Source organism: Buchnera aphidicola (Aphis glycines) (assembly GCF_001280225.1).
GTDB classification, from domain to species: domain Bacteria; phylum Pseudomonadota; class Gammaproteobacteria; order Enterobacterales; family Enterobacteriaceae; genus Buchnera; species Buchnera aphidicola_E.
Map to the genome: position 1 here is coordinate 215213 of NZ_CP009253.1, position 21730 is coordinate 236942.

At 26.2% G+C, this 21730-nt stretch carries 15 protein-coding genes and 1 pseudogene; 5 read left to right on the forward strand and 11 right to left on the reverse strand.

Features of this window, described 5'->3' with window-relative positions; translation table 11 throughout:
- Positions 1-559 precede the first annotated feature (559 nt).
- Complete coding sequence (gene secA, locus IX46_RS01015; protein WP_053940172.1) at positions 560-3178, forward strand: preprotein translocase subunit SecA; 2619 nt, start codon at positions 560-562, stop codon at positions 3176-3178.
- 429 nt (positions 3179-3607) lie between these two features.
- On the opposite strand, the gene coaE is transcribed toward secA, so the two are convergent.
- Complete coding sequence (gene coaE / locus IX46_RS01020) at positions 3608-4270, reverse strand: dephospho-CoA kinase (protein WP_053940173.1); 663 nt, start codon at positions 4268-4270, stop codon at positions 3608-3610.
- Positions 4271-4412: 142 nt separating this feature from the next.
- Here coaE and IX46_RS01025 point away from each other — a divergent pair, with 142 nt between their 5' ends.
- The 4 genes from IX46_RS01025 to lpdA all read left to right on the forward strand — a co-directional run bounded on the left by IX46_RS01025 (position 4413) and on the right by lpdA (position 10992).
- Positions 4413-5462 carry a GMP reductase gene (locus IX46_RS01025; protein ID WP_053940174.1) on the forward strand — a complete coding sequence of 350 codons (1050 nt, stop codon included), beginning with the start codon at positions 4413-4415 and terminating at the stop codon, positions 5460-5462.
- Between the two features lie 217 nt (positions 5463-5679).
- A complete protein-coding gene (gene aceE / locus IX46_RS01030) occupies positions 5680-8343 on the forward strand; it encodes a pyruvate dehydrogenase (acetyl-transferring), homodimeric type (protein WP_053940175.1) in 2664 nt (887 codons plus the stop codon).
- Positions 8344-8374: 31 nt separating this feature from the next.
- Positions 8375-9514: a 2-oxo acid dehydrogenase subunit E2 gene (locus tag IX46_RS01035; protein WP_053940531.1), complete on the forward strand. Its 1140-nt coding sequence runs from the start codon at positions 8375-8377 to the stop codon at positions 9512-9514.
- A 53-nt stretch (positions 9515-9567) separates the two neighbouring features.
- Positions 9568-10992, forward strand: coding sequence for a dihydrolipoyl dehydrogenase (lpdA, locus tag IX46_RS01040; protein WP_053940176.1), 1425 nt, complete (start codon positions 9568-9570; stop codon positions 10990-10992).
- Between the two features lie 123 nt (positions 10993-11115).
- Here the strand turns inward: lpdA and speD are convergent, their stop codons facing one another.
- The 10 genes and pseudogenes from speD to ftsW all read right to left on the reverse strand — a co-directional run.
- Complete coding sequence (gene speD, locus IX46_RS01045; RefSeq protein WP_053940177.1) at positions 11116-11922, reverse strand: adenosylmethionine decarboxylase; 807 nt, start codon at positions 11920-11922, stop codon at positions 11116-11118.
- A 27-nt stretch (positions 11923-11949) separates the two neighbouring features.
- Positions 11950-12810 (reverse strand): polyamine aminopropyltransferase, encoded by an 861-nt coding sequence (speE, locus tag IX46_RS01050; protein ID WP_053940178.1) that lies wholly within the window; start codon positions 12808-12810, stop codon positions 11950-11952.
- Between the two features lie 189 nt (positions 12811-12999).
- Entirely contained in the window at positions 13000-13710 is a 711-nt protein-coding gene (locus IX46_RS01055; protein WP_053940532.1) for a 5'-methylthioadenosine/adenosylhomocysteine nucleosidase, read from the reverse strand.
- A 30-nt stretch (positions 13711-13740) separates the two neighbouring features.
- Positions 13741-14085, reverse strand: a complete 345-nt coding sequence (erpA, locus tag IX46_RS01060) for an iron-sulfur cluster insertion protein ErpA (protein ID WP_053940179.1) — start codon at positions 14083-14085, stop codon at positions 13741-13743.
- 230 nt (positions 14086-14315) lie between these two features.
- On the reverse strand, positions 14316-15470 hold the full coding sequence (ftsZ, locus tag IX46_RS01065; RefSeq protein ID WP_053940180.1) for a cell division protein FtsZ: 1155 nt from the start codon (positions 15468-15470) through the stop codon (positions 14316-14318).
- A gap of 49 nt (positions 15471-15519) precedes the next feature.
- A complete protein-coding gene (gene ftsA, locus IX46_RS01070; RefSeq protein ID WP_053940181.1) occupies positions 15520-16776 on the reverse strand; it encodes a cell division protein FtsA in 1257 nt (418 codons plus the stop codon).
- Positions 16777-17115: 339 nt separating this feature from the next.
- Entirely contained in the window at positions 17116-18048 is a 933-nt protein-coding gene (locus tag IX46_RS01075; protein ID WP_053940182.1) for a D-alanine--D-alanine ligase, read from the reverse strand.
- Positions 18049-18059: 11 nt separating this feature from the next.
- Entirely contained in the window at positions 18060-19493 is a 1434-nt protein-coding gene (gene murC / locus IX46_RS01080; RefSeq protein ID WP_053940183.1) for a UDP-N-acetylmuramate--L-alanine ligase, read from the reverse strand.
- A 24-nt stretch (positions 19494-19517) separates the two neighbouring features.
- Positions 19518-20579: an undecaprenyldiphospho-muramoylpentapeptide beta-N-acetylglucosaminyltransferase gene (gene murG, locus IX46_RS01085; RefSeq protein ID WP_053940184.1), complete on the reverse strand. Its 1062-nt coding sequence runs from the start codon at positions 20577-20579 to the stop codon at positions 19518-19520.
- Positions 20580-21722: pseudogene (gene ftsW / locus IX46_RS03180) on the reverse strand (cell division protein FtsW); the annotation flags it as partial. It abuts the gene before it with no gap.
- Positions 21723-21730: the final 8 nt, after the last annotated feature.

Consider the following 21730-nt stretch of genomic DNA (forward strand, 5'->3'; position numbering starts at 1 on the left):
TTTTAGAGTAGCTAAATTTTTAGGCCAGTTATTTTCAAATTCATCTTTAACTAGAAACACTAGTACTACAAATAATTTAGTAAATATTTAACTTATAGGTATAGGTTGAGAGCATGTTGTATTTATTTGGATAAGTCGAGATAGTAATAAGTCGGATAAATTATATAGATTTTATAGAGTAATGCAAGTTTACTAAAAATATCTTGAATATCTATGTCTGATTCTATTAATATTAAATCCTTCGAAAAATATCTGTATATTTTGATATAAATAATAATAAAAAATTATTTTAAAAAAATAGTAAGTATACAGAATCAATAACGATATAATTCGTAAATATTAAAATTTATACAATAAAATATGTTCAATAGTACTAAGAACATAGTCAGTATAAAAATTCTTTGTTTTAAGTGGAAATTTTTATATACATTTAATTTTGATTTTTTTAATTAATAAATATCAAGTTTGATAGATGTTTCAAAATACATGAATGTATTTATTATAAATTATATAAAAAATTATTAAATTACAATAAAAAATATAATTTGAGAGTTGTAATATGTTAATGAAATTTTTAAAGAAAATGTTTGGAAGTTATAATGACCGTATTTTAAACAAATATAATAAAATTGTTTCTAAAATTAATTACTTAGAAAAAACTTTCGAAAAATTTTCTGATATTCAGCTTCAAGACAATACAAAATTATTTCAATTACGATTAAAAAAAGGAGAATCTTTAAATGATTTGTTAGTAGAATCTTTTGCTACTGTTCGAGAAGCAAGTAAACGTGTTTTTAATATGCGTCATTTTGATGTTCAAATTCTCGGTGGAATAGTTTTAAATAAACAGTGTGTTGCGGAAATGCGTACAGGAGAAGGAAAGACTTTAACATCAACTCTTCCAGCTTATTTAAATGCTTTATCGAAGCAAGGTGTTCATATAGTTACGATGAATGATTATTTAGCGAAGCGAGATGCTAAAAAAAACACTTCATTATTTGAATTTCTTGGGCTATCAGTAGGATTAAATTTACCTGATATGTCTTTCCCCCAAAAAAAACATGCTTATTCTTGTGATATTACTTATGGTACAAATAATGAATATGGGTTTGATTATTTACGAGATAATATGGTTTTCTCTAATGAAGAAAGAGTTCAACGTCAATTAAATTATGCATTAATAGATGAAGTAGATTCTATTTTAATAGATGAAGCTAGAACGCCTTTAATTATTTCAGGTCCTTCAGAAGATAGTTCGTTTTTATATCAAGAAATTAATACAATAGTGCCATTATTAAGTGCGCAAAAAAAAGAAGATTCTGAGGATTTTCAAGGACAAGGTCACTTTACAGTAGATGAAAAAGAAAAACAAATTTATTTAACTGAGAGAGGGTTAATTAAACTTGAAAAGTTATTAATTCATAAGAAATTAATGAACAGTAATGAATCATTATATTCTTCTAATAATATTATATTAATGCATCATGTTATATCAGCTTTGCGTGCTCATACATTATTTGTTAGAGATGTAGATTATCTTGTAAAAAATAACAGTGTAATAATCGTAGATGAGCATACAGGAAGAACTATGCCAGGAAGAAGATGGTCAGATGGATTGCATCAAGCAATAGAAGCTAAAGAAAAAGTTAGTATAAAAAATGAAAACCAAACTTTAGCATCTATTACATTTCAAAATTATTTTCGTTTATACAAAAAAATCTCAGGCATGACAGGAACAGCAGAAACCGAAGCATTTGAATTTAAATCTATTTATAATTTAGATACAATTGTTATACCAACTAATAAACCGATGATTAGGAAAGATATGCCTGATTTAGTTTATATGACTGAAAAAGAAAAAATGCACGCTATTTTAAAAGATATTCAGAGTTGTGTTAAAAATAATCAACCTGTTTTGGTTGGAACAGTATCTATTGAAAAATCGGAATTTATCTCAAAACAATTAAAAGATTTAAAAATTAAACATAATGTATTAAATGCAAAATTTCACGAAAAAGAAGCTGAAATTATAGCGCAAGCGGGAAAATCTCAGTCAGTTACCATTGCTACTAATATGGCTGGGAGGGGTACTGATATAGTTTTAGGTGGTAGTATAGATTTACAATTGAATAAACAAGTGTCTTTTCAAGAGATCGAAAAAATACAAAAAAAATGGAAAAAAGAACATGATTTAGTTGTGTTATCTGGTGGTTTGCATATTATTGGTACCGAACGTCATGAATCACGTCGTATTGATAACCAATTAAGAGGACGCTCAGGTCGTCAAGGAGATAGTGGCTCTTCTCGTTTTTATTTATCTATGGAAGACTCGTTAATGAGAATTTTTATATCTGAAAAAATTATTAATATGATGCGTAAATTAGGGTTGTCTGAAAATGAAGCTATTGAACATCCTTGGGTTACTAAAGCAATTGAAAACGCCCAAAAAAAAGTAGAAAATAGAAATTTTGATGTTAGAAAACAATTATTAGAATATGATGATGTGTACAATGAACAACGTCGTGTAATTTACGCTCAACGTAATAAATTAATTAATTCAGAAAATGTAAAAAAAATCATTGATGACATCTTAATAGATGTATTAAATTCTACTATAAAAAAATATATTAACAAAAAAATTAAGAAAAATAATTGGAAAATTTTAGATTTAGAAAATAAATTAAATATTGAATTTAATATACATGTATCTATTTTAGATTGGATGAAAAAATCTTCTAATTTCACTGTAGATAATATTATAGAGAAAATTGTTAATATTGCGAAAAAAAATTATAAAAATAAAGAATCTTTAATAGGTGATTCTAATATTAGAATTATAGAAAAAACTATTATGTTACAAACATTAGATGATCTTTGGAAAGATCATTTATCAGCCATGAATTATTTAAGACAAGGAATTCATCTTCGCGGTTATGCACAAAAAGATCCCAAACAAGAATATAAAAGAGAATCTTTTAATATGTTTGCTAGCATGTTAGAATTACTTAAGTATGAAGTGATATCTTTTCTTAGTAAATTAGATATATCTTATGTGAAAAAATATTTTAATTTTAAAAAAAATTTATCTAAATCATTAGATGATGTTAAAATTGGAAGAAATACATTGTGTTTTTGCGGTTCTAATAAAAAATATAAATATTGTCATGGTGTTATATAATTGTATAATGCAATATATTATTTGAATTTATATTCAATTTTATGACTTAAACACAGTTGAAATTGGAATAATTTTCAAAAAAAAATTTTATATTATCAAATCTAATCACATTAAATATAAGACAAAAATTTGGGAATGTCTCGCTGGGAAAACAAAAAACAATGCAAATATTATATGTAGATGAAAACGTAAAATATTAGAAGAGTTCAGCATAATAATATTAAAATTTCACTTTTTTCATATTAAGATGTTTCTTTTAAAAAATTAAATTATATTTTTTATAATTCAAAAATGGGAAGGTAGAGCATTTAACCAAGAATGTTATAATTATATTTAGATTGATTTTAAAAAACTAAAATTTAACATGTTTATAAGTGCTAATTTTATCGAAATTAAAAATTAAAAACATTAAGTAAATATTGACATTAACTAGTATAATTTAGTTAGATAATTTTTTTTGAAAATTGATTTTTTATAATTCTTGCGTTTATATTTATTAAATAAATATGTATAAAAATAGTTTAAATAATGAACATATATATCCAGCATTCTCATATTTTTGTTGTTATTTAAAATAATATCATCTGCAATCAAAATTCTTTTCTTTCTATCAGTTTGTTGGTAAATTATTTTTTGCGCTTGATATAAACTAATTTCATCTCTTATCATTATACGTTTTATTTGAGTTTTTACAGGTGTATCAACTACAAGAATTCGATCTGCTATTTTATCGAGTTTTTTTTCAATTAGCAATGGTACAACCCATAAACACCAAATTGAATTTGATGATCGTATTTGTTTTTTACTTTCTTTATAAATTTCTGGAATTAACATATTTTCTAACCATAATTTATTTTGTTTATCATTGAAAATATATTTTCTAAGTAATTTTCGATTTATTGATTGATTTGAATTTAATATGTTATTTCCAAATTTTTTTTTAATAGAGTGAAATATTTTTATGTTTTTTTCTATTATTTTTTTTCCGATAATGTCGGTATCAATAATGTTTATACCTATTTTTTTAAAACTATTAGAAATAGTAGTTTTTCCGCTACCAATACCTCCAGTAAGTGCTACAATATAAGTCATAATTATTTTTTATTTAAATGTTCTTGAGCATATGAAATATTCGTTATTTTAATTAAAATATATAATATTTCAATCATAATATTCAATATTTTAAAAATATTATTTTATATGTTTTATGTATGGATTGTAGGAAACTAATTAAATGCGCATAGAAGAAGACATTAAACTAGGTTTTAAAGATGTTTTAATTAGACCTAAGCGGTCTATTTTAAAAAGTCGTTCTGAAGTTAATCTTATCCGATCTTTTACTTTTAAGTATTCGTGTCATCAATGGTCTGGTATTCCAATCATTGCTGCAAATATGGATACAATTGGAACATTTGAAATGGCTTTGTCTTTATCAAGTTTTAATATTTTAACTGCGATACATAAATATTATTCTTTTGATGAATGGAAAGTGTTTATTAACAAATCGACAGAGAAAACATTGGAACATGTTATTGTATCAATCGGAACATCTGATTTAGATTTTTTAAAAATTCAAAAAATTTTATCATTATCTTCTAAATTAAAATATATTTGTATTGATGTTGCTAATGGTTATTCCGAATGTTTTGTTTCTTTTTTAAAAAAAGTAAGAGATTCATATCCTAATGCAATTATTTGCGCTGGAAATGTGGTTACTGGCGAAATGGTTGAAGAATTAATTTTATCTGGAGCTGATATAGTTAAAGTTGGTATTGGACCAGGCTCAGTTTGTACTACAAGAGTTAAAACAGGTGTAGGTTATCCTCAACTTTCGGCTATTATAGAGTGTGCAGATGCTGCGCATGGACTAAATGGTCAAATTATTAGTGATGGTGGATGTATTGTTTCTGGTGATATTGCAAAAGCTTTTGGGGGCGGATCAGATTTTGTAATGTTGGGGGGTATGTTATCAGGGCATTATGAGTGTTCAGGAAAAATTATTAAAGAACATTCAAAAAAATTCATGTTATTTTATGGTATGAGTTCTTCTTCAGCAATGCAACGTTATTCAGGTCAGATCAAAGGCTATCGTGCCTCAGAAGGTAAAATAGTGAAAATACCATTTCGGGGTAACGTCGATATAACCATGCAAGATATTTTAGGAGGTCTTCGATCCGCGTGTACTTATGTAGGTGCGCAAAAGTTAAAAGAGTTAACTAAAAGGACTACTTTTATAAGAGTGAATGAGCAAGAAAACCGTGTTTTTAATGATTTTACATATTGACATCTGTACGTCGTTTAAAGCATTTAAAGATAATAAAATCAATAAAATTAATTATTTTGTAGTTGATTTTATTGATTTTTTTTATAAATTAATAATTTATGATTCATAAAAAATTTTTTTAAAAATATTTCATTATATCTGAAAGTAATAATTTATTTAATATTTCAAATTTAATTTAAATTTTATTATTTAAAATAATATATAAGGAACTTATACCATGTCAGAAAATTTATATGATGACGTGGATCCAATTGAAACTAACGATTGGGTGCAATCAATTGAATCTGTTATTCAAAAAGAAGGTATTAGAAGAGCCCGTTTTTTAATTGAAAAAATTTTAGAACAGTCTCAAATAAATAAATTAGATTTTTTTAAATGTTTTTTTACTAGTAATTATATTAACACTATAAATAAGCAAGATGAAATTGAATATCCCGGGGATTTGATTCTGGAAAAAAAAATTCGTTCTGCTATTCGATGGAACGCTATTATGATGGTGCTACGCGCATCAAAAAAAAATTTAGAATTAGGTGGTCATTTATCTTCTTTTCAATCATCTGCTACTATATATGAAGTTTGTTTCAATCATTTCTTTCGCGCTAAAAATAATTATGACGGAGGTGATTTAGTGTATTTCCAAGGTCATATTTCTCCCGGAATTTATGCGCGATCATTTTTAGAAGGACGTTTATCTGTAAAACAAATTGATAATTTCAGGCAAGAAGTTGATGGCAATGGATTATCTTCTTATCCTCATCCTAAATTAATGCCTAATTTTTGGCAATTTCCTACCGTTTCGATGGGTCTTGGTCCGTTATGTGCTATTTATCAAGCTAAATTTTTAAAATATCTTCATAATCGAGGTTTAAAAAATACTTCACAACAAACAGTTTATGCTTTTTTAGGTGATGGTGAAATGGATGAGCCAGAATCTAAAGGAGCTATATCTATTGCGGTTCGTGAAAAATTAGACAATTTAATTTTTATAATAAATTGCAATTTGCAAAGATTAGATGGACCAGTGATAGGAAACGGTAAAATTGTAAATGAATTAGAAAGTTTTTTTTATGGAGCGGGATGGAAAGTAATTAAGGTAATTTGGGGTGGAAAATGGGATGTTTTATTAACAAAAGATAAAACTGGAAAGTTAATTCAATTAATGAACGAAACAATAGATGGTGATTATCAAACATTTAAATCTAAAGATGGCGCCTATGTTAGAAAACATTTTTTTGGAAAGTATAAAGAAACATTAGAATTAGTTAAAAATATGACAGATGAAGAGATATGGAATTTGAATCGAGGAGGTCATGATCCTAAAAAAATATTTAATGCAATAGTCAAGGCGAAAGAAACAAAAGGAAAACCTACAGTTATTTTAGCGCATACTATAAAAGGTTATGGTATGGGTATAATTGCTGAAGGTAAAAATATTGCACATCAAATAAAGAAAATAAATATAAATGGAATTATACATATTAGAAATCGCTTTCATATTCCTATATCTGATAAAGAAGTAGAAAAATTACCTTATATAATTTTTAAAAAAAATTCTAAAGAATATTCCTATATGCAGAATCAAAGAAAAAAATTAGGTGGTTATCTTCCTTTTCGGTTATCTAAATTCACTAAAGAATTAAATCTTCCAGATTTAATAGAATTTCAATCATTATTAGAAGAACAAAATAAACATATTTCTACTACAATAGCTTTTATTCGACTCTTGAATTTAATTTTAAAAAATGATTCTATTAAACATTTAATTGTACCTATTATTGCTGATGAAGCACGCACATTTGGAATGGAAGGTCTATTTAGAAAAATTGGAATTTATAGTCCTAATGGACAGAAATATACTCCTCAAGATCGTGAACAAGTAGCATATTATAAAGAAGAAAGACAAGGGCAAATATTACAAGAGGGAATTAATGAATTAGGAGCTTCTGCATCCTGGCTTGCCGCCGCTACTTCTTATAGTACTAATGATTTTCCTATGATTCCTTTTTATATTTATTATTCAATATTCGGTTTTCAACGCATTGGTGATCTTTTTTGGGCTGCAGGTGATCAACAAGCAAGAGGTTTTCTAATTGGAGCTACATCTGGAAGAACAACTTTAAATGGTGAAGGTTTACAACATGAAGATGGTCATAGTCATATACAATCTTTAACAATACCGAATTGTATTTCTTATGATCCTGCTTTTGCTTATGAAGTTGCAGTTATTATACAAGATGGATTACGGAGAATGTATGGACCTCTTCAAGAAAATATATATTATTATATTACCACAATAAATGAAAATTATTATATGCCAGCCATGCCTAAAGGAGTAGAGAAAGGAATTTGCAAAGGCATTTATAAATTAAAAACATTATATGCTACACAATTAAAAATACAATTAATGGGTTCTGGAGCTATTTTACGTTGTATATGTGAAGCTGCTGAAATTTTATCTCATGATTATTCTATCACTGTTGATATTTATAGTGTGACGTCTTTTACCGAATTAGCTAGAGATGGAGAAGAATGTTTAAGATGGAATATGCTGCATCCAAAAAAAGAAAAGAAAATTGCTTATATAAAAAAGATTATGAATTCTTCTCCTGTTGTTGCAGCTACTGATTATATGAAATTATTTGCAGAGCAAATACGTAATTATATTCCTTCAAAAGAGTATTATGTTTTAGGAACAGATGGTTTCGGTCGATCAGATAGCCGTCAAAAACTACGTAATCACTTTGAAGTCAGCGCTCATTATATAGTATTAGCTGCTTTAAGTTTATTGGTTAAATCAAATCAGATAGATCAACAGCTTGTAGAAGATGCAATTATTAAATTTAATATCAATGCAGATAAAATTAATCCACGTTTAGCTTAAGAGGTGAGATAAAGTGCATATTGAAGTTAAAATGCCTGATGTTGGTTTAGATCCAGTAGAAGTAATAGAAATCTTAGTTAAATTAGATGAACAGATACAAATAGAGCAAGGATTAATTACTGTTGAAGGTGATAAATCTTCTATAGAAATACCTTCTCCAATATCTGGAGTAGTGAAAAAAATAAATGTAAAAGTTGGAGATCAGGTTTCTACTGATTCAGTAATAATGATTTTTATGACACATCAAAAAAATTCTCATAGTCAAGAACAAGCAAGTGTCGATGTTAGTGAAATTAAAAAATCAACTATTAAAAAAAATGTAATACATGCAACACCTTCTGTAAGAAGATTAGCACGTGAATTAAATATTAATTTAAGTGATGTTTTAGGTTCAGGCAGAAAAAATAGAATTTTAAAAGACGATCTGAAATTATATACAAAAAATATTTCTCATAATAAATCTAAATTAAAAGTAGAACAACTTGAAATAAATTATTTACAAAAGAATATTGGAAATAATTTATCTAATAATTGGATAAATATACCTCATGTTACTCAATTTGATGAGGTAAATATTACCGCATTAGAAGAATTTCGTCAAAATTATAATAACGAAGAATGCAAAAAAAATATTAATTATAAAAATGTTACTATATTAATTTTTGTTATGAAAGCAGTGGCACATGCATTATTACGATTTCCAATTTTTAATAGTTCCTTATCTGTAGATAAAAAAACAATTATTTTTAAAAAATACATTAATATTGGCATCGTTGTAGATGTTAAAAATGGATTGCTTATTCCAGTGTTAAAAAATGTTGATAAAAAAAGTATTATTCATTTATCATCTGAATTAACATTACTTTCGGATAAAGCTCGTCAAAATAAATTAGATCGATTAGATATGAAAGATAGTTGTTTCACAATTTCAAATTTAGGAAGTATCGGAGGTTATTGGTTTACACCTATTATTAATTTTCCTGAAGTTGCAATTCTTGGAGTTTCAAGAGCAATAATTAAACCACTTTGGAATGGTAAAAGCTTTATTCCATCTTTAACTTTACCTTTATCTCTATCTTATGATCATCGTATTATTAATGGAGCAGAAGCAGCTCATTTTATTTGTTTTTTGAAAAAATTATTATCCGATATACGATATTTAATTATGTAATTATATATACATGAAGTATATTTTTATCAAATTCATTATCACAAGAGGTTTATATGCATCAAAAAATTCAAACAGAAGTAGTAGTAATCGGATCAGGACCTGCTGGATACTCTGCAGCTTTTAGATGTTCTGATTTGGGTTTAGATACAGTTTTGATAGAACGTCATGAAAAATTAGGTGGTGTTTGTTTAAACGTGGGATGTATTCCTTCAAAATCTCTTTTACATATAGCTAAAATTATTCAAGGTGCAAAAGATTTATCTAGATCAGGAGTTTTTTTTAATAAACCTTCTATTGATATTAATAAAATCCAAGATTGGAAGACAAATATCATTAATACACTTACAACTAGTTTGTATAATATAAGTAAAAAAAGAAATATAAGATTCATTCAAGGTTTGGCTCATTTTGACAATGATCATAATATTATTGTAGAAAACAATGAGAATCAATTTGATATTTCTTTTAAACATTCTATCATTGCTACTGGTTCACACCCAATTAAAATACCTTCGTTACCAATGCAAGATCATAGAATCTGGAATTCTACAGATGCTTTATCATTGAAAAATATTCCAGATCGTTTTTTGATTATAGGAGGAGGAATTATTGGCTTAGAAATGGCTACAATATATAGTGCATTAGGATCAAATGTAGACATTGTAGATCGTTTTGATACTTTCTTACCTTCAGTTGATAAAGATATTTCTGAAGTATATATCAAATCGATTCATAAGAGATTTAATTTATTTTTAAATACTCATATTACAAACGTCGAACCTAAAGAAAATGGTTTAATTACTTCTATGTTAATAAACAATATAAGTCGTGATATTCGATATGATAATATCCTAGTGGCCATAGGACGAAATCCTAATATTAAAAATTTAGCATTAAACAAAATTGGTGTAAAATTAAATGATTCTGGATTTATTGAAGTAAATAACCAATTAAAAACTAATATATCTAGCGTTTATGCTATTGGTGATGTTATAGGTTTTCCGATGTTAGCTCACAAAGCTATTCATCAGTCGCATATTGTTGCTGAAGTTATTGCTGGTAAAAATCATTATTATGAACCTAAAGTTATACCATCTGTAGCCTATACTGATCCTGAAATTGCATGGGTTGGTTTAAATGAAAAAGATGCCATAAAATCTGAAATAGATTATGAAGCTTCTATTTTTCCTTGGAATTTTTCTGGAAGAGCAAATGCTTCGAATTGTACGACAGGTGTGACAAAGTTAATTTTTAATAAAACAAATAAACAACTCATTGGAGGTGCTATAATAGGTGAAAATGCTGGCGAGTTAATTAATGAAATTACATTAGCAATTGAGATGGGATGTGATGCAGCAGATCTTTCCCTTACTATTCATGCTCATCCGACTTTAAGTGAATCAATTTGTTTAGCATCAGAAATGTTTCAAGGTACAATAACAGATTTATTAAATTTCAAAAAAAATACTTTTATATAATATTTAATATAATTCTTTTAGAACAAGAAAAGATTATAGAAATCACATTTCTATAATCTTTTCTTGTTCTAAAAGAATTATATTAAACATTAATTTTTTAGGGGTATATAAATGATATGAATTTTATATTAACCCTGTTACTGGAATATTTCTTCCGTAGTATATTTCTCTCATTTCCTTCCATAACAAATTTGCAATATATGAATACTCTTTTTTAGATAAATCTTGAATACTAGTATTAAATAAATAATTTTGTAAATGAAATTCTCTTAATAACATTCGAGTATGAAAAATATTTTCTTGATATACATTTACATCAACCATTTCATACATAGATTTAATATGATTAGACATGAAATTTTGAATAGAATTGATTTTATGATCAATAAAATGTTTGACTCCATCGATATCTCTAGTAAATCCTCTAACACGATATTCAATTGTTACTATATCTGATTCTAATTGATTGATAAGATAATTTAATGCATTCAGTGGAGATATGATACCACAAGTTGAAACTTCAATATCCGCTCGGAAAGTACAAATTCCACTTTGAGGATGACTTTCTGGATATGTATGAACACAAATATGACTTTTGTCTAAATGAGCTAAAACAGAAGATGAAATAATATTATTATTTTTTTTTGCAACATTGACTGTATCTAAATTTATCGGTTCCTCACATACTAATATAGTTACACTAGCGCCTTGTGGATCATAATCTTGATGAAATATATTTAGTACATTAGCACCAATAATTGAACATGTTTTTTTTAATATTTTTGTCAATCGGATAGCATTATATTGTTCATCAATATATGCAATATAGCTATTTCTTGAATTATTAGTATTTGCATAACAAATATCATAGATACAAAAACTTAGGCTTTTTGTTAAATTATTAAAGCCATATAATTTTAGTTTTTGCAATTTAATTACTCTCCTATGAAAGTATTTCTAACTTTCATCTAATGTATTGATTATATATTGAGGTAAAACAAAACTGCTTATATGTATATTAGGATTGTAATAATTAAAAATTAATTTTGTTTTTTTTACACGAAATTTTAATATTTCAAGGTCCATTGAACGTAGTTCTGTGTTGTCGGATCCCCATGCAAAAATCATTACTCCCCCATAATAACTAGGAATTGCTGCTTGATAAAAATAAACATCGTAAAAACATTTTTTTAAATTTTTATAAGTTGAGATAATTTCATTTTTTTGAAAAAAAGGAATACCGTTTTGTGATACAAAAATTCCATTATTTTTAAGAATTTTTTTACAATATAAATAGAACTCTGGAATAAACAAGTTTTTTCCAGATCCAATTGGGTCAGTTGAATCGGATATAATTACATCAAACTTATTATTAGTTTTTTTTACGAAAGACAGTCCATCATCAATAATTAGTTTCAAACGAGGGTCTTCGTACGCATTATTACTGTGTTTTGGAAAATATTTTTTACATAAATTAATAATGTTAATGTCAATTTCTACCATAGTGATGTTTTTAATGTTTTTATGCTTGCATATTTCTCTTAATATACCTCCATCACCTCCTCCTATTATTAATATGTCTTTTATATTTCCATGAGAAAATATAGGAACATGACTTAACATTTCATGATATATAAATTCATCTTTTTCTGTTGTTTGGACAATATCATCTATAGTCATTATGTTGCCCATGACTGCATTATTAAATATTTTAATATCATGGTATTTGTTTTTTTTTTGATATAAAATTGTATCAATTAAAAAATATTGCCCAAGATGACGATGAAGTTTTTCATGCCATATTTTTTTATTAATCATGGTATTTTTACCTTTAAACATATTAATAAGAAATTTTTTAGTAATTGATTTTAAGTGTATTGAAATAATAGAATTTATTTTTAGATTTTTAAAAGAAGGATAATGATTTTTTAAATATTTGCATAATTAATATTTAAAAATATTTTAATTTAGTAAAGATTATCAAAAATATTAAAATAATGCTATTATTTATTCAACAGATTTATATAATTGTATATTTTTTAATATTAATTGCACTAAATTAAAAGATCGCAATGATGCAAGAGATATATTTTGTTTAAAATTTACTGTAGCTTTTGTATCAGATAAGTCAGATATTGATTTTATAACAATTAATGGAATGTTAAATTGATAACATACTTGAGCTATTGCTGTAGATTCCATTTCCACTGCGATGGCATGAGAAAATTGAGATTTCAATTTCTCAATGGAATCTTTTCCTCTGATAAATGAATCTCCAGTAATCATTAGTCCTGTAAAAAATTGTATTTCATATTTTTTAGCAGTCTCTATAAGTATTTGATATAAATATTTGTTTATTTTAAAGTCTTTTGGATATTGAGGTATTTGACCTCGAGAATATCCAAAGCTTATTAAATTTACATCATAATAACATAATTTTTTAGGAATAATAATATCTCCTATTTTTATGTTAGGATCTAAACTACCCGCTGAACCACTGTTAATAATAATGTTGATTTGAAACGTGTTTATAAGTATCGTTGCTGCAATACTAGCTGAAACTTTGCCAATACCTGATTTTATTAAAAAAATATTATTTTTTTTAAATTTTCCTATGTAAATTTTAAATTGTCCAATTTGTTTTATTTCTTGATGATGTATAATCCTTTTAAATATTTTTATTTCTTTATTTATAGCGCCAATAATTCCAATATTTATATTCATGTTTATTAATTTTTATTATTTTTTTTAGATATTAAATGATGCTCCGCATCCACATGTGTTTTTCGCATTTGGATTATATACTATAAATTTTGATCCTTCTAAATTTTCTATATAATCTATTTTTCCACCATCTAAATACTGAAGGCTAATAGGATCTATAATCAAATAAACATCTTCTTTTTGAATTACTATGTCATCTTTATTTATTTTTTCTTCAAAAATAAATTGATATGTAAAACCACTGCATCCACCACCAAGAATGTATATTCTTAGTTTTAAATTTTTATTTTTTTTTATCAAAGTAAAATTTTTAATTTTTTTAACAGCATTGTTTGTTAATTGAATATGATGATTAATAATACTTTTCACTGTAAATATATTCTCAAAATATTTAGACTTTGTTTAAAATAAAATACTATTTTTTATCATAAAACAAATGATTTAAAAAGAAGTTAAAAACATTAATTATAAAAAATATATTTTATTCCTTGCGCCGATAGGATATTTTTTTATTGGCGCAGGTTAATTATATAATAAAAAATATAAAAAGTAACATAATTAAGTTATATTTTTTAATGAAATTTTTTATCATTAAATAATTAATCAGATCTTTTTCTAAGAAATGCAGGAATATCTAAATATTCTGGTTCTTTACGTTTGACATGTTCTGTTTCTTTGATTTCATTTTTTACATGCTTTTTATCTAATGTAGAAGATGAATTATTTAAATATTGATAACGATAATCCATTAATGTTTCTTTAGAAGATTTTTTTTTAATTTGATTAATATCTGAGTATTTTTCCATTCCAATTCCAGTTGCTACTACTGTCACGCGAAGTGTATCATTCATATCAGGATCTAAAGATGTGCCTATTACAACTGTTGCATTATCTGAAGCAAAAGATCTAATGGTGTTTCCTACAGTTTCAAATTCATCTAATTTTAAATCAAAACCAGCAGTAATATTAACTAAAACACCTCTAGCTCCCGATAAATCTATATCTTCTAACAAAGGGCTAGATATTGCTATTTCTGCAGCTTCCTCAGCACGATTTTCTCCTGAGGATATTCCTGTTCCCATCATTGCATATCCCATTTCTACCATAACAGTTCGAACGTCAGCGAAATCTACATTCATAAGACCAGGTCGTGTAATAAGCTCAGCAATACCTTGTACAGCACCTTTTAATACATTGTTTGCAGCGCCAAAAGCATCTAACAAAGAAATACCCCGACTGAGTACTTTTAGTAACTTATCGTTTGGTATTGTGATTAAAGAGTCAACATATTTAGATAATTCAATAACTCCTTGATCAGCTACAATCATTCTTTTTTTACCTTCAAAATTAAAAGGTTTTGTTACCACAGCGACAGTTAAAATACCTAATTCTTTTGCAATCTCTGCTACTACTGGTGCAGCTCCAGTTCCAGTCCCACCTCCCATTCCGGCAGCTATAAAAACCATATCAGAACCATCTAGTGCTGATTTTAATAATTCTTTGTCTTCTTCTGCTGAATTTCGTCCAATTTCCGGATTTGCTCCAGCTCCGAGTCCTTTAGTAATATTATTTCCTATTTGAATAGTTTGTCCTACTTCTATTTTTCTTAAAGCTTGGGCATCAGTGTTAACGGCAAAAAATTCTACACCTTCAATACGCTCTCTAACCATATATTCAACTGCATTTCCACCGCCTCCACCTACACCAACTACTTTAATTATTGCATTATTACTTAATTCTACAGGTTCAAACATAATTTAATTCCATTGTCTATCTTGAATTTTAGAGATGTGTAAAATTGATTTAAAATTCTTTTTTAAACCAATTATTAATGTGCTTAAACCATTTTTCAATAAAAGAACTTTCTTTTTTTATATTTTGAGATTGTAAGTAAAATTCTTTTCCATAGTGTAATAGGCCCACTACTGTTGAATAATGTGGTTTATTTATATTTTCAGTTAACCCTGAAATGTTTGCAGGTTTAGCAATGCGAATTTTGTTTTTAAAAATTTTTTCTGCACATTTGCTGATTAATGAAATAGTTGAAGCGCCTCCCGTCAATACTATACCACTTGATAATTGATTTTTTCTTCCTTCTTTATACAGCTTCTTTTGAACATAAATAATTCTGTTATTAATTAAAGTTAATAGTTCATTATATCTTGATTCAATTACTTCCGATACAGTACCGAATTGTATGTTTTGAAATAAATTTTGATGCTCTTCAGATAATTCAATGTTATTTAATGATTCTATGTTTGTTTTTAATGCGGATTCATAATTAATTTTTATAATTTCTGAATCGGAATAAGAAGTATTGAATGCATATGAAATATCTTTAGTAACAATATTTCCTGCATATGGAATCACTTGGCTATCTTGTATAAATCCATCGATATATGTAGTAAAATCTATTGTTCCTCCTCCTATATCAATCATACATACACCTAATTTACGTTCTTCCTTACTTAATACAGATTTGCTAGATGCTAAGCCTGCAAAAATTACTTGATCAACTTTTATATTGCATGTTTCTACTGCTTTAATAATATTTTTAGCTATGTTTTGATGACATGTAATTAGATGAACTCTTACTTGCATTCTTATTCCTGATAAACCTATTGGATTTTTTATTCCAGATTGTTGGTCAATTGAATATTCTTGCGGAATAACATGTAATATATGATGTTCATTGAGAATTTTAACTGATTTAGCGGTGTGTATTACGTTTTCTATATCTTCTTTGGTAACTTCATCTTCAGAAATAGGGACTATTCCAATTTCATTTTGACAATTAATATATTTACTAGATAAAGATAGATAGACGGAAGTGATATTGCAATTAGCCATAGTTTCAGCTTGGTAAATAGACTTCTGTATACACGAAACAACTGAATCTAAATTATTAATTCTTCCTTGCTCTATTCCTTTTGATTTACATATCCCAATTCCAACTATTTTTATTTTACTATCTATTGAAATTTCGCCTACTAAAGTTACTACTTTAGTAGTTCCTACTTCTAGTCCTACTACCAATTTTTTATTTGTTGATATAATCATTCTTTCTTGGCCTACACTATATTTTTTAAATTATTAATTTTTTATTGTAAATTAGAATTTCTAATATTTTATATTATAGTTATTTGACATCAACAATGTTTTTAAAATTGTTTATTTAGACAGAAATAAGTTTTAAAAATCTAATTTTTTAAAAATTTTTTTATCATATTCATTGTAAAAAAGTAAATTTTTAAATGTATAAATGTCATCGAAACAACATTCTTAATTGATTATACTTTATAAGTAATAAAATATTGATTTAAAAAAATTTTTTATATATATTTTATAATACTGTAATATCTTCAATATATTTGAAAATTATAATATTAATAATTTTTTTTAACTAGTTGAAAAAATAGTTTTCTTTAGAATTTGTAAAACTAGTTCATCAAACGATACACCTATAGCATTTGCAGATATTGGAAGTAAACTACGATTTGTCATTCCAGGAATAGTATTTATCTCTAATAACCAAAATTTGTTCTCATTGTCTAATATTACGTCGATTCTACCATATCCATTACATCCTAATATGTTCCAAGCTTGTTTTGCTATTTTTTTTAATTTTTTTTCTTGGTTTAAATTTAACCCACTTGGACATAAATATTTAGTAGAAGATAGTTCATATTTTGAAGTGTAGTCATAAAAATTATTTTTTGTAAGAATATGAATAGAAGGTAGTATTTTTTCACCAAGAATTGAAACTGTATATTCTTTTCCTTGTATAAATTTTTCTACTAAAATATTATTACTATAATTCAATGCTATTTTAATTGCATTTTTTAATTGATCTTTTAAAGAAACTAATGTAATACCTATACTTGAACCTTGATCATTTGGTTTGACCAAAACTGGATATTCTAATTTGAAAAATTTTTTTATTAAAAAGGTATCTAAATTTTTTAGAATGTCTTTTTTGTGAATATAAACATCTGGCAAGACAGGAAGACCAACAGATTTCCATAATAGTTTAGTTTTTTTCTTATCTAAAGCAATAGAAGATGCCATAATACCACTACCAGTGTAAGGAATATTTAAATATTCTAAAACCCCTTGAATACTACCGTCTTCTCCTCCTTTTCCGTGCAGTGCTATATATGCAATATCGAACTGCTGTTTTTTTAGTTGCATAATAGGAAAATCACGTGTATCAAATGGATATGCATTAATACCAGATCGAATTAAACTCTTTAGAATTGCATATCCTGATGCTATTGATATTTTTCTTTCTGAAGAGTTACCACCTAATAATACTGCTACTTTTTTTTTCATATTATCACTTTTTATTTTTTGATGAAAATTTTATTAGCTACTTTTTCTATATCTCCAGCGCCTTGTATTAAAATAATATCATTTCCGTTTAAATAAGGGGCAATTAAATTTAATATTATTTTATGATTTTTAATTAAAATTACATTCATATTTTTTATTTTTTTTATATCTTTTAAAAGTGTTTTACTATCTGCTCCAGAAATAATATTTTCATTAGCAGAATAAACATCTAACATGAATAATATATCTACTTGTGACAAAACATTAACAAAGTCATCATATAAGTTATATGTTCTTGTATATCGATGAGGTTGAAATATCATTATTAAATTTTTTTTAGGCCAACTAGTTCTTATTGTTTTAATATTTTGAGATATTTCGGTAGGATGATGACCATAGTCGTCTATTAACATAATATTTTTTTTGAAAACGTTACTTTTTTTTATTGATATTTTTCCAAGATATTCAAATCTTCTATAAGTACCTTGAAAATTTTTTAATGATTTCAAAATTTTTTGATCAGATATTTGTTTATATGTTGCAATAGCTATTGCGGCTGTTGCATTTAAAGCGTTATGTTTTCCAGGAATTTTTAAAGTAACTGATAAATTGAATTGTTTTTTCCGAACCAAAGTAAAATATGAAATGAAATTAGTTTGTTTATAGCAAGAAATACAAAATTCAGAATTTTTATTAAATCCATATGTAATTATTTTACATTTTATTTTTGGAATTATTTCTTGTATAGCAGTATTATCTATACATAATATCACAGTACTATCTAATGGAATTGTGCTGATAAACTTTAAAAATGATTTTTTTAACAAATTAAAATCGTTATTGTAATAGTTCATATGTTCAGGTTCGATATTCGTTACAATGATAATTTTGGGGGTTAAATAAAGAAATGAACTATCACTTTCGTCTGCTTCTACGATAAGATAATCGGAATTTCCTAATTTAGAATAAGAATTAATTGACCTAATTAAACCACCATTAATAACAGTAGGGTCTAATTTATTTTCATTAAATATGTCAAAAATCATTGAAGTAGTCGTTGTTTTTCCATGTGTTCCAGAAATAGCTATTCCAAATTTATCCTGCATTAGCATTTTTAGCATTTCTGCTCTTAATAATATGGGAATTTTTTTTTTTTTTGCTTCTATAATTTCTGGATTAGTCAATGGAATTGCACTAGATATGACAATCAAGTCAATATTTTTAATATGTTTTTTAGCATGATGAAAATAAATAATTGCACCTAATTTTTTTAATTTTTCTGTAATTTCGTTTTTTACAAGATCTGAACCGCTAATTTTATATCCTAATTGTAATAAAATCAAAGCGATTCCATTCATTCCAGAACCTCCGATTCCTATGAAATGAATTTTATTAAACTTTTTGTTTTTTAAAAAGTTAGTTTCTTTTATACGTATAATATTCATTTTATATATTTAATTGTTAACAATTTATCTTTGAGAAACATTTTGAATTATTTTAAAAATTTTTTTTGTAGCATTTCTCACTCCGAAAGAAAATGCTTTCTCTGCCATTATAAGTAATTTTTTTCTATTTAAAGAATTTAATATTTGTAATATTACATTTATATTAAGTTCAGATTGATTAATAATTTTTGCAGCACCATTTTTTTCTAAATCTTTTGCATTAAATAGTTGTTGTTGATCTTTGTGCGGATATGGTATCAATACCGATCCAAGTCCAACAGTAGTTATTTCACTGATAGTTAGCGCGCCAGAACGAGATATAATAAGATCAGCCCATTTATATGCTTCAGCTATATTTTCAATAAAAGCGTTAACTATATGTTGATGTGATCTATATTTTTGATATTGTTTTATAGTTTTTTCAAACTCATTTTGACCTGTTTGATGCCAAATAATAACTTTTGATTTTAAAAAAAATGATACTTTGGGTACAATATTGTTAAAAATAGATGCACCTTGACTGCCTCCAACAACTAATATTCGTAGAGGACCAGATCTGTTTTTAAAACGATACATAGGTGGTGGAATTTTTATAATATCTTCACGTATTGGGTTTCCTACTACTTCAGCATTTGGTAAAGATCCTGGAAAAGCTTGCATATTTTTTGTTGATATTTTAGATAATAATCGATTTGTAATACCTGCAATTTTATTTTGTTCATGCAAAATAAAAGGAATATGCGAAGTCCAAGCTGCTAATCCACCAGGACCGGATACATACCCACCCATGCCTAATACAATATTGGGTGAATAATTATTGATAATTTTCTTTATTTTCAAATAAGATTTAAATATGTGCATTGGAGAAGAGATTAAAGTTTTTAAATTAGCATGTCTTAATCCATTTATATGAATAAAATGAATTTTGATGTTATATTTCGGAACAATATCTGCTTCTATTTTATTTTTTGTTCCTATCCATTTTATATGCCATCCGTGTGCAATTAAACATTTTGCTATAGTAATAGCTGGAAATACATGTCCACCACTTCCGCCTGCGATAATTATGATTTTTTTAGAATTCATTCAATCTTCCTTAGGTAACGCTTGATTTTCACTTAATCTTAGTTCAAAATCAATTCTTAATAAAATACAAATAGCAATTAAATTCACAATTAAGCTGGAACCTCCATAGCTGATTAATGGTAAGGTTAGTCCTTTAGTTGGTAATATTCCAGTCACAGCGCCAATGTTAATTAATGTTTGAAAACTAAACCATAACCCAATAGAGCAAGCTAAAAAACCTGAAAAAATTGCTTTTTTCTTTAAAGATTTTTGTCCAATATACAGAGCTCGAAAAGCAATAATAAAAATACCTAATAATATTGAAAAGCAACCTATATAACCCAATTCTTCTCCTATAATAGAAAATATGAAATCACTGTGGGCTTCTGGTAAATAATTTAATTTTTGTATCGAATTTCCTAAACCTTGCCCGAAAAAATGACCCCTTCCTAAAGCGATTAATGATTGTGTTAATTGATATCCATTACCAAAAGGATCCTGCCAAGGATTCCAGAATGATAATATTCTATTAATACGATATGGTTTTGTGAATATTAAAAATATTATTATTACTGCAACTATAAAAATAATTAAAAAAAATTGTTTTATTTTTGCTCCAGAAAGAAATAAAATTGATAAAGTAGTAAGAAATAAAACAACTACAGTTCCTAAGTCAGGTTCTGCTAGTAAAAGAACTGATTGCATAGCAACAATACTCATGGGTTTAAAAAAACCCCAAAAATTTTTGTTGACTTCTTTAATTTTTCTCGAAAGATAATTAGAAATATAAAGAAAAGAAGAAATTTTACATATTTCAGAAGGCTGTATATGCAATATACCTATACTGATCCATCTATATGATCCATGCACTGATTTTCCCAATAATAGTACGAAAATGAGTGATAGAGTTGACAATATTAGTATAAAGTTACTATATTTTCTCCAAAAAACAACAGGTATTCTCAAAACAAAAAAAGATAATAAAAATATTAAAATAAAATAAAATACTTCTCTTTTCGCGAAAAAAAATGGGTCTTGATATAAATTCTGTCCTATCGGTATGGATGTGGATATGACCATTATTAATCCAGTAATACATAAAGATAAAGTGAGCCATACTAGTAATCTATCATATAATACAATGTTTTTTTTTTTATTTTTTTTTTAGAAAC

Excerpts from the sequence above, each read along its gene's own strand:
- secA (WP_053940172.1), top strand. The coding sequence starts at position 560 with ATGTTAATGAAATTTTTAAAGAAAATGTTTGGAAGTTATAATGACCGT.
- coaE (WP_053940173.1), bottom strand. The coding sequence starts at position 4,270 with ATGACTTATATTGTAGCACTTACTGGAGGTATTGGTAGCGGAAAAACT.
- IX46_RS01025 (WP_053940174.1), top strand. The coding sequence starts at position 4,413 with ATGCGCATAGAAGAAGACATTAAACTAGGTTTTAAAGATGTTTTAATT.
- aceE (WP_053940175.1), top strand. The coding sequence starts at position 5,680 with ATGTCAGAAAATTTATATGATGACGTGGATCCAATTGAAACTAACGAT.
- IX46_RS01035 (WP_053940531.1), top strand. The coding sequence starts at position 8,375 with ATGCCTGATGTTGGTTTAGATCCAGTAGAAGTAATAGAAATCTTAGTT.
- lpdA (WP_053940176.1), top strand. The coding sequence starts at position 9,568 with ATGCATCAAAAAATTCAAACAGAAGTAGTAGTAATCGGATCAGGACCT.
- speE (WP_053940178.1), bottom strand. The coding sequence starts at position 12,810 with ATGATTAATAAAAAAATATGGCATGAAAAACTTCATCGTCATCTTGGG.
- ftsZ (WP_053940180.1), bottom strand. The coding sequence starts at position 15,470 with ATGTTTGAACCTGTAGAATTAAGTAATAATGCAATAATTAAAGTAGTT.
- ftsA (WP_053940181.1), bottom strand. The coding sequence starts at position 16,776 with ATGATTATATCAACAAATAAAAAATTGGTAGTAGGACTAGAAGTAGGA.
- IX46_RS01075 (WP_053940182.1), bottom strand. The coding sequence starts at position 18,048 with ATGAAAAAAAAAGTAGCAGTATTATTAGGTGGTAACTCTTCAGAAAGA.
- murC (WP_053940183.1), bottom strand. The coding sequence starts at position 19,493 with ATGAATATTATACGTATAAAAGAAACTAACTTTTTAAAAAACAAAAAG.
- murG (WP_053940184.1), bottom strand. The coding sequence starts at position 20,579 with ATGAATTCTAAAAAAATCATAATTATCGCAGGCGGAAGTGGTGGACAT.